At 27.9% G+C, this 7,026-nt stretch carries 4 protein-coding genes; all 4 read right to left on the reverse strand.

Features of this window, described 5'->3' with window-relative positions; translation table 11 throughout:
- Positions 1 to 99: 99 nt before the first annotated feature.
- Complete coding sequence (locus tag EGD97_RS06180) at positions 100 to 1,398, reverse strand: extracellular solute-binding protein (RefSeq protein WP_078681345.1); 1,299 nt, start codon at positions 1,396 to 1,398, stop codon at positions 100 to 102.
- A gap of 104 nt (positions 1,399 to 1,502) precedes the next feature.
- Positions 1,503 to 2,714, reverse strand: coding sequence for a response regulator (locus tag EGD97_RS06185; protein WP_127836815.1), 1,212 nt, complete (start codon positions 2,712 to 2,714; stop codon positions 1,503 to 1,505).
- The gene (locus EGD97_RS06190) at positions 2,704 to 4,455 is read right to left on the reverse strand and encodes a sensor histidine kinase (protein WP_078681347.1); all 1,752 of its coding nucleotides are present in this window, start codon (positions 4,453 to 4,455) and stop codon (positions 2,704 to 2,706) included. Before EGD97_RS06190 ends, EGD97_RS06185 begins: the two co-directional genes overlap by 11 nt.
- 265 nt (positions 4,456 to 4,720) lie before the next feature.
- Positions 4,721 to 6,877, reverse strand: a complete 2,157-nt coding sequence (locus tag EGD97_RS06195) for a glycoside hydrolase family 3 C-terminal domain-containing protein (protein WP_127836816.1) — start codon at positions 6,875 to 6,877, stop codon at positions 4,721 to 4,723.
- Positions 6,878 to 7,026 lie beyond the last annotated feature (149 nt).

Raw genomic sequence — 7,026 nt, forward strand, 5'->3', positions numbered from 1 at the left:
ATACCTCCCTTATTTTTTTAAATATTAAAAACCGTCCCTTGTATTTAAATTCTCCTGCCAATTTAAATACCATTAGCAGGAGAACTAATATTTTTGTATTTATTTATTATCAATAATACTTTGCATTTGTTTTACAAATTCATCTGATGATATTTGTTTACCAAAGAGCTGAGCTACAAGGTTTTTATGAAGATCAGCATCTTGTCCTGAAAGGAAAGTATCCCACCAAACCACATAACCTGTAGAATTTTTTGCAATATCACTAATTTGTTTAATTAAAGGTGAAATCTTAGATTCATCAACATCTACTTTCCAGGTTGGTATTCCAGCACCAGTTTCATATAATCTCTTTGACATATTTTCAGTTATAAATTTAGCTGCTTTAACAGCTTCATCTTTATACTTAGTATTAGCATTAACCATGAAGCAATCAATTGCACCACCTAATACTTCATTTTTATCTCCTTTTCCATCAGTAACAGCAGGGAAATTCATAGCTATAACTTTACCTTTTACTGTCGAATTTGGACCTTCTATAGTACCTGCCACCCAGTTCCCGTTATAATACATTGGAATTTGCCCTTGAATAAATGGTATTTCTGATTCATCTCTAGTTAAGCCAAGAGCTGCAGGATCAAATGCACCAGCATCTATAAGTTGTAGTAACTTATCAGCAGCTTTTTTAAATGCTGGATCTAAAAATGAACCTTTCTTAGATAAGGCATCATTATTTAATTTAGCACCACCTTCACGAAGTGCAAGTACGTCATAATAAAACATTCCAGGCCATTTATCTTTTTCTCCTACAGCTATAGGGGTAATTCCTTTAGCTCTGAATGCCTTAACTGCTGTTAACAGTTCATCGAAATTTTCAGGTATTTTTATATTATTTTTTTCAAACATTTCTTTATTTACATAAAAAGTACCTACTGCTGTTGTATAAGGCAATGCATAAATTTTGCCGTTATAAGTTAAATAAGTAAATGCTCCATCTACTATTTTATCTTTAGTTCCATCTTTAAGATAATCGTCTAGAGCTAATACTTTACCTGCATCAACAAAAGGTTGAGAAAATCCTGCTCCCCAAGAAGTAAAAATATCAGGTGCTTCATTAGCAGATATAGCTGTCTTTATTTTTGTTTTATAAGCCTCATTTTCAGTTCCTTCTGCTTCAATCTGTACATTGGGATTAGCATCATTCCATTCCTTTACTGCAGCCTCCAGATTTTGCTTATTAGAATCTGAATCAGATGTCCAAATATGCCAAAGCTTTAATGTAATTTTTTGATTTCCTCCTGAATTTGAAGCATTGTCCTCTTTTTTACCACAAGCTGATAAACTTGAAGATAATGCGACAGTTAATAATAGAGCTGAAATTCTTTTCAATCTTCTGTTCATTTATATCCCTCCATATTATTAGTATCATTTTCGATTACAATATAATAATAACTCTCAAACGTTTTCAATAAAATTTAAAAATTTTACTTATTTTTTAAATTTTTTTACTTTTTTTTATATTCACTAATTGATACTCCTGTGTATTTTTTAAAGCATGTACTAAAATAGCTAGGATCAGAAATACCAACTTTTTCTGCTATTTCATAAGCTTTTAAATCTGTATTTTTAATAAGCATTTTAGCTTTATCAATTCTAAGTTTGGTTAAATATTCCATAAAATTTATTCCCATTTCTTTTTTAAATATTCTGCTTAAGTAACTTGAATTAATAAAAAATACATGACTTACTTTAGATAAAGACATTTCAGTATCTTCAATATTTTCCCTTACATAATTAGTTATATCATCAATAAGTTTATTATGTTTTTTAAAACTATTATAATTTTTTAAAGCCATTAAGGCTTCTTTATATGATTTTTCTATATTTTGTATTCCATTTTTTACACCACCAATTCCAATTGAATAATTAAAATCACTTAAAAATTTTAATTTTATATCTTTAAGAAAATTTTGGAGAATACTTGAATCTCCATTATTAATAATAGTAATTCTATAATTTATATCAAAGAAAATATTTATATCTTCATATTGATTAAAATATTCTTTTACTTTATCATATATTTTAAATTTATATACTATATCTTCTTCATCATTTATATAATTACCCTCTTTATTAAACATTACTTCTAAAACTGCAACTTGAAAATTATTATATTTAAAGCTAAAATCTAAATTGCTCATTTGCCTTTTTACTTCATTAATATCCATATTAAGCTCAATTAATCTATTTAAAAGTCTTTCTATAAAAAATGATTTATTTTCGATAAATTGTTTTTTTAGACTATTATATTCAGAAATAGTTTCACGTTCTTCCTCTATTTCTTTTTTCATCTTTAAAGCAGTTCTTAAAACCACTTCATCATCAATTGGCTTTAATAAATAATCCTTAATCCCAGCTCTTATACTTCTTTGTGCATATTTAAAATCATCATATCCTGAAATAACTACCACTTTTATATTAGGATACTTTTTTATAATTATATCCGCAAATTCAATACCATCTACATTCGTCATACATATATCTGTAAAAACTAAATCGGGCTTATATTTGTCAACTGCATTTATTGCATCTTCTCCAGAGGATGCTTCTCCTACAATTTCCATACCTATAGACTTCCAATCTATACATTTTTTAAGCAAATTTCTTACTAGGTATTCATCATCAACAATTAAAACTTTTATTGTGTTACTTATCATAATTTTCCTCCTGATTTAGTGGAATATAAATCGTTACTTTTGTTCCTTCTCCAAGTTTGCTCTCTATTTCAAATTTACTTTTTCCGTTATAAAAAATATTAAGTCTTTCCATAGTTCCACTTAATCCTATTCCTCCTCCATTAAATTCTTTTATACTTCTAAGTTTTTCTTCAGTCATGCCAGCACCATCATCTTGTACTATAAGTTCAATAAAATCTCCTCTAATTAATGTGCTTATAAAAATATTACCTTTTTTTCTAGTAGGTTTTATACCGTGATATATAGAATTTTCAACAAGCGGTTGTAAAATTAATTTTAGTATTTTATATTTGTTAGCTCTTTCATCTACACTTATATTTACATTAAACATATTATCATACCTTATCTGTTGTATTGTAAGGTAGCTTTTAACAGTTTTAATTTCTTCTTCAATTGATATTACTTCTTTACCATTACTTAAACTTGTTCTATAAAAATTACCTAAAGCTTTTATAATTTTATATACTTCATCATTTCTATTATCTAGAGCCAATGAACTTATTGTATCAAAAGAATTATATAAAAAGTGTGGTTTTATTTGAGATTGCAGAACATCCAATTCTGCTTTCCTTTTTATCTTTTGTTCCTTAACAATCTGCTCTATTAAATTTTCTATCTTATAAATCATTGTATTATATACATTTTTTAATTTTCCAATTTCATCATTTCCAGTATCTATATTTACTTCTTTAAATTCTCCATTTTCAACCCCTTTCATTGATTTTATTAATTTATCTATAGGTTTTGTTATATTAGAAGATACTAATATTAATCCAAAAAAACTCATAATACCGTTTAATAAAAGTATAGCAATCATAACAATTTTATATATATTTGATTGATTTGAAAGCTCACTAAATGGAAGTATACTAATTATTGTCCAACCTAAATCATTTTTTAAATATGAATTTATATAATCTTTCTTGTTTATCCTTTCAATTGAATAATAGTGTTCTTCATTACTAATATCCGATTTTATATTATGTCCTTCTAATTCTTTTGGATGAATAATATCATTATTATTTTCATCTTTTAATAAAATGTTTATATCACCTGTTTTCATAATATCTTTAAATGAATTCATAATCGCATCTTCAGGTATATTAATTACCATTGTTCCTATAGGTTTTTGACTATCTAAATCATTAATTACTCTAATAAGTGATACATATTTTTTTTCAGGCTGATTAAATACCCCTCCTCCATTTAGTTTTATTATATATCCTCCCGCTGCCTTTTGAAGTGTATCATACCAATAAGAATTTTTTATATTATTTAATGTAAAATTCTTTATTTTTTTCTTGTCAACAAAATATCTATTTCCATAGTTATCAAAAATATAAACTGAAGATATGGACATATTTGATTGTATAAATTCAGTTAAAAATCTATTTACAAAAAGCTGATTATTATAGTTAAAGCCTTTATTCCCATTTTTTAGAATCTTTTGAATATCTTTGTTAGATAGAAGAATCTTTGATTCATTGTTAACCGTATATATTAACAGCTTTATATTAGAATCTATTGTCTGCAGTGTTTGTAATGCTACTTCACTTACCTTTTGAGTCATTATTTTTTTATTTATATTTTGATATATAAATGTACTAAAAAATATTGATATAACAGAAATTATGGTATAACAAACTATTATTTTGGTGCCTATTTTTAGATCTCTAAATTTTTTCATAAATTTTTTTATCATATGATAATCCTCACAGTTTTTAACATCTATATTTATAACATGATTTATTAAGACATATTTACTAGTTTAATTATAATTCTTTTATAAAATTGTTTAATTTCAAATATAAGTACTGTCATAAAATTAAAGTTAGTTTACAATTAACTTTGCAATAAATAAAATATGTTCTACGAGCTAACCGCTGTGCAATAAGCTCACAGAACATATTTTTTATTTTCATTTAATACAAGCTATGCATAATCTATTTTGCAACAGCCCTATATAATTAATATTCAATAGCAATTTCCCTTCCTTGTACTTCAAAGCTTTGCTCAAGTACACTTTCTCCTGTTAATTTTTTACTTACTGAATCTGGCTGACTTCCTCCTGCGTACAGAATAAATTTTCCTGGCTCAATAACGCAGCTTCCATCTTCTTTAATTACAGCCATCTGTCTAGATTTTATTGTAAAACTTAATGTTTTCTTTTCATTTGGCTCTAATTCAAATCTTAAAAATGATACTAACTGATGATTTGGAACTTTAGTAGAAGATTCTACATCTTTTAAATAAACTTGACTTACTTCTTCTCCATATAATCCTCCAATATTTTCAACATCAAACGAAACTTGTATATCTTCTCCTGCATTTATCTTATCACTACTTAATCTTAAATTTGAATACTTAAATTTAGTATAACTTAATCCAAATCCAAAAGGATATAAAGGCTCTTTTTCAATAAATCTATAAGTTCTGTTTTTCATATTATAATCTTCAAAATCTGGTAAATCTTCTACAGATTTTACAAATGTAATAGGAAGTCTCCCTGATGGATTATAGTTCCCAAAAATAACATCTGCAACTGCATTTCCACCTTCTTCACCTGGATACCAAGCCTCTATTATAGCCGAAGCATATTTGGAAGCTTCTTCCATTGCTATTGCACTTCCATTTAGCAATACAATCACAACTGGTTTCCCAACTTCTGCTACAGCTTTTAATAATTTTTCCTGTCTTCCTGGCAATCCAATTTCTATTCTATCTCCACTAGCATCTGCATTAAAAGCATCTCCTTCTTCTCCCTCAATTTTAGGTGAAAGTCCAAGACACATTACGACCACATCAGATTTTTTAGCTGCAAGTATAGCCTCTGGAATTAAGTCTCCCTCCCACTTACCTACATTCTTCTTTGTTAAATCGCAGCCTTCTGCATAAATAACTTTTGTATCTTCTGATACTTTATTTCTTATTCCTTGAAGAATTGTAGTATATTTTGATGGAGTACCATTGTAATTTCCAAGAAGTACATCCTTAGAATCTGCATTTGGTCCTATTACTGCTATAGTTTTTATATTTTTGTCTAAAGGCAAAGTATTACTTTCATTTTTTAAAAGAACTATAGATTTTCTTGCTGCTTCTAATGAGAGTTCTCTAAATTTATCACAATCAATAACATCTGGTCCAAGTTTACTGTAAGGTACAAGCTCTGGATCATCAAACATTCCTAATCTAAACCTTGCTTTTAAAAGTCTTCTTAAAGATTTATCTATATTTTCTTCAGGAATAAGGCCAGCAGCTACTGCAGCTTTCAAATAAGTATAGGCATCTCCACAATTTAAATCACAACCATTATTAACAGCTAAAGCACTAGATTCTGCCGCATTACTTGTAACTTTATGGTGATTGTGAAAATCGCATATTGCTCCACAATCAGAAACTACATATCCTTCAAATCCCCACTCGTCCCTTAATATATCTTTAAGTAAAGTTTTACTTCCACAACATGGCTCTCCATTAACTCTGTTATATGCACCCATAACTGCAGAAACATCTGTTTCTTTTATACATTCACGAAAAGCATAAAGATATGTCTCTTTCATTTGTTTAATATCAATATTTACATCAATTTCATGTCGTTTTCCTTCTGGCCCGCTATGGACTGCAAAATGTTTTATTGTGGCATCTACCTTTTTATATTTGGGATCATTACCTTGAAGTCCTTTTATAAAAGCTATCCCCATTCTTGAAGTTAAATACGGATCTTCTCCATAAGTTTCATGCCCTCTTCCCCATCTTGGATCTCTAAAAATATTTATATTGGGAGACCAATAAGTTAATCCTTTATATATTCCTCTATCATTAATACTTAAATACTCATTATATTTTGCACGTGCTTCATCAGATATAGCATCTGCAACATTTTCCATAAATTTTTCATCAAACATTGCAGCAAGACCTATAGCTTGTGGAAAAACAGTTGCTACTCCAGCTCTTGCAACTCCATGAAGGCCCTCATTCCACCAATTATATTCAGGTATTCCCAGTCTTTTAATTTCTGCACTATTATAAAGCATTTGTGTAACTTTCTCACCTAAAGTCATTTTTGAAAGAAGATCTTCCACTCTTTCCTCAATAGGTAAATTTACGTCTAAATACTTTTCCATAATATACCCCTCCCCAACTATTTTATATAAAATTTTCCCTGTTTAAAATTTTTATTTAAAGTTATTTACAAAAAGCCTCATTCCAATCTTTTTTAAATTTTTCTATTCCTGAGTCTGTTAAAGGATGATTAAGCATTTGCATTATTACT

This window comes from Clostridium prolinivorans, from assembly GCF_004011155.1.
In the GTDB taxonomy this organism is placed as follows: Bacteria; Bacillota; Clostridia; order Clostridiales; family Clostridiaceae; genus Clostridium_AT; species Clostridium_AT prolinivorans.

Excerpts from the sequence above, each read along its gene's own strand:
- EGD97_RS06180 (WP_078681345.1), bottom strand. The coding sequence starts at position 1,398 with ATGAACAGAAGATTGAAAAGAATTTCAGCTCTATTATTAACTGTCGCA.
- EGD97_RS06185 (WP_127836815.1), bottom strand. The coding sequence starts at position 2,714 with ATGATAAGTAACACAATAAAAGTTTTAATTGTTGATGATGAATACCTA.
- EGD97_RS06190 (WP_078681347.1), bottom strand. The coding sequence starts at position 4,455 with ATGATAAAAAAATTTATGAAAAAATTTAGAGATCTAAAAATAGGCACC.
- EGD97_RS06195 (WP_127836816.1), bottom strand. The coding sequence starts at position 6,877 with ATGGAAAAGTATTTAGACGTAAATTTACCTATTGAGGAAAGAGTGGAA.